This window comes from Geobacillus sp. Manikaran-105, from assembly GCF_002809955.1.
GTDB classification, from domain to species: domain Bacteria; phylum Bacillota; class Bacilli; order Bacillales; family Anoxybacillaceae; genus Geobacillus; species Geobacillus thermophilus.
Window position 1 is genome coordinate 1 of sequence record NZ_PIJG01000103.1, and the last position, 3,222, is coordinate 3,222.

2 protein-coding genes and 1 pseudogene are annotated in these 3,222 nt (G+C 56.2%); 1 reads left to right on the plus strand and 2 read right to left on the minus strand.

Annotation, left to right across the window (positions count from 1 at the left end; translation table 11 throughout):
- Positions 1–90 precede the first annotated feature (90 nt).
- Positions 91–1,284 (minus strand): annotated as a pseudogene (locus CV945_RS16550) (replication-associated recombination protein A); the annotation flags it as partial.
- 188 nt (positions 1,285–1,472) lie between these two features.
- On the opposite strand from CV945_RS16550, the gene CV945_RS16555 reads away from it, so the two are divergent.
- On the plus strand, positions 1,473–2,123 hold the full coding sequence (locus tag CV945_RS16555; protein WP_100660181.1) for an RsfA family transcriptional regulator: 651 nt from the start codon (positions 1,473–1,475) through the stop codon (positions 2,121–2,123).
- 50 nt (positions 2,124–2,173) lie between these two features.
- Here the strand turns inward: CV945_RS16555 and CV945_RS16560 are convergent, their stop codons facing one another.
- Positions 2,174–2,935 (minus strand): tRNA threonylcarbamoyladenosine dehydratase, encoded by a 762-nt coding sequence (locus CV945_RS16560; protein WP_063330511.1) that lies wholly within the window; start codon positions 2,933–2,935, stop codon positions 2,174–2,176.
- Positions 2,936–3,222 lie beyond the last annotated feature (287 nt).

A 3,222-nucleotide genomic window follows, 5' to 3' on the forward strand; every position in this document is an offset into this window, starting at 1 on the left:
GCTCGTCTTCCCATCCTTTGGCGCCAAACGGCGGGGAGAATGGCCTCCAAAATTCGACATGTGGGAAGTCTATGCCCCATTAATTCACCGGCCTTCTAGAGCGGAGGGCAAATACGCTTGCGCCACCCAGCCGTTCGGATAATCGTGCGGATATAAATAGCCTTGTCCGTGCCCAAGCAAAGCCGCTCCTTTGTAATGGGCATCTTTCAAATGATCGGGAATGTCGCCAAGTTTGCCGGCGCGCACATCGGCCAGCGCGGCATCGAGCGCCTTGTAGGCGCTGTTGGATTTCGGGCTCAAGCAAAGTTCGATCGTCACAACCGAAAGCGGGATGCGCGCTTCCGGCAGCCCGATCCGCTCCGCTGCCGCCACCGCCGCCTGCACCTTCACGCCCATCATCGGATTGGCAAGCCCAATATCCTCATAGGCGATCACAAGCAGCCGCCGGCAAACGGCCGCCAAGTCACCGCCTTCAAGCAAGCGGGCCAAGTAATGAAGGGCGGCATCGACATCGCTGCCGCGCACGCTTTTTTGAAAAGCCGACAGCAGCGAGTAATAGTGATCGCCATATTTGTCATGGACAAAGCCGCGATTCGCCGTGCATGAAGCGACAACCGTTTCATCGATATACAGGCGGCCGTCGCGCTCATCAGCCGCCGCCACCGCCGCCTCAAGAAGCGAAAGCGCGGCGCGCGCATCCCCGCCGGCCGCCGCGGCCAAGCGCCATAGAAGCGCCTCCTCGATCATGATCGACATCTCTCCAAAACCGCGTTCCGAATCGGCGAGCGCCCGTTTCAAAATTACGATTAAATCCTCGGGCTCAAGCCGTTTCAACTGCTGAATTTGCCCGCACCGGCTGCGAATGGCTGGGTTCACTTCGTGAAACGGGTTTTCCGTCGTCGCCCCAATGAGCGTGATGAGCCCTGATTCCATATGGGGGAGAAGCACATCTTGCTGGGCTTTATTTAGCCGGTGGATTTCATCGATAAACAAAAGGACATTGCCCGACCAACGCGCCGCCTCAGCCGCCTCTTCGATCTCCTTTTTTCCGGCGGCCGTTGCGTTTAAAGCCACCAGCTCCCGTCCGGCCGTGCGGGCGATGGCATAAGCGAGCGACGTCTTTCCCGTTCCCGGTTCCCCATACAGCAAAAGCGACGGCACCCATCCTTTTTTTACCATTTTATAAAGCGGCGTCCCCGGCCCGATCAAATGCGCTTGTCCGACAATCTCATCGATCGTCCGCGGGCGCATCCGCACCGCCAGCGGCTCTGTCGTATTTCGCATGCGAATCCCTCCTGCGTTTCATTGTACAGCGGCGGCGGCGGTTTCGCCAAATCGAATCTTCCGCTTTGCGCCTTTACCGGCCTCGCCGGCGGAAAGGATATGCCGAAAATCGACAACCTGGAGTTTAAAGTGGAAAAAGGACGGAAAAACTATTATCATATCAACATTACATTTGCGGGGTGGACAGCATGAAGACGAGACAAGATGCATGGTCGCATGAAGAGGATGTACTGCTTGCAGAAACGGTACTGCAATACATACGCGAAGGCAAAACGCAGCTCGCCGCCTTCGAAAAGGTCGGAAAACAGTTGCGGCGGACGGCGGCGGCATGCGGGTTTCGCTGGAACGCCGAGGTGCGGAAACGGCACCTTGAAGCCATTGAACAGGCAAAAAAACAGCGAAAAGAACGGAAACGGGCATTGGAAATGATGAAAAAATGGCAAAAGGAGGCGGCCGCCGTATCGTTCGGCGCCCCTGACAATCCGAAGCTTGCCGAGGGATCGTCCCCGTTTCTCCCGGCTACCACGTTGACGCTTGACGAGTGCATTTCCTTTTTGCAAAGGCTGCGGAACGACGTTGAGCAGCTGGAAGCCGCCCGCCGGGAAAACGAGCGACTGAAACGGGAACGGGCGGAGTGGCAGGCTCGCAATGAACAGTTGGCCAAAAAGGCCGAACGCTTGGAAGCGCGCCAGACGACGGTGCGCGAAGATTACGAGGCGCTCGTCAAAATTATGGCCCGCGCCCGTCAGCTTGCCTCCGAAGAAGGCGACCGCTTTTCCCTCGCCCAGCTTCTTCTCTCCGAAACGGGCGGACAAGTCGAACCGATGGCCCATTCATAACGAAACAAGAGGCAATGGCATGCATCGCCCCTTGTCTGCCCATCGTTTCCTCATTCGCCGACGCGGGCGATGGGGATGTCTTTTAACAATTCATTGATGACGTAAGACGCCATAATGAGCCCGGCAACCGACGGAACAAACGCATTCGATGACGGCGGCATTTTCGCTTTGCGGATCGGCGAAGCATCGTTGCCGACGACTTGGCGGACGTCTTCGCGGATTTTCACCGGTTTTTCGTCGGAAAAGACGACCGGTATGCCGCGGCGAATCCCTTCTTTGCGCAGCTTGGCGCGGATGACTTTCGCAATCGGATCGGTGTGCGTTTTTGAAATGTCGACAATGCGAAAGCGGGTCGGATCCATTTTGTTTGCCGCCCCCATGCTCGAGATGATCGGAATGCCGCGCTTAAGGCATTGTTTCATTAAATGCACTTTATACACGATCGTGTCGGACGCATCGATGACAAAATCCAAGTCATAGGCAAAAAACTGCTCATACGTCTCTTCCGTATAAAACATTTGCAAAGCGATGACCTCGCACTCCGGGTTAATGTCGGCGATGCGTTCTTTCATCAGCTCGACTTTCGGGCGGCCGATCGTTGACAATAAGGCGTGGATTTGCCGGTTAATGTTCGTAATATCAACATTGTCGCGGTCCACCAGCACCAACCGGCCGACGCCGGAGCGGGCAAGTGCCTCGACGGCAAACGACCCGACACCGCCGACGCCAAGCACCGCCACGGTGGCGTTTCTTAATGTTTGCAGCCCCTCAGGGCCGATGGCCAATTCATTGCGGGAAAATTGGTGAAGCATAGCTCTCCTCTCCATTTGCTCAGAAATTGATAGTGATGCCGCTTCTTATCGTACGTCAACTACCCCCACTTCGCTAACGCTTGAAGTGGGGGCTTGCAACTCCCCAGAAGTGCGAGCGGACTTTGTCCTCCTTCCTTGACTTGGGGTTGCATCAGGGGCAGGTTGACGACTGCCCAACGACGCAGGTTATGCCTACATCGTTGCCGATTCTCTCGGTGTGTCTGTTGGCAGTACTTAGCTTCCACACACAACAGACGGGTCTACATGTTTGACGGTTGCAACGTTTC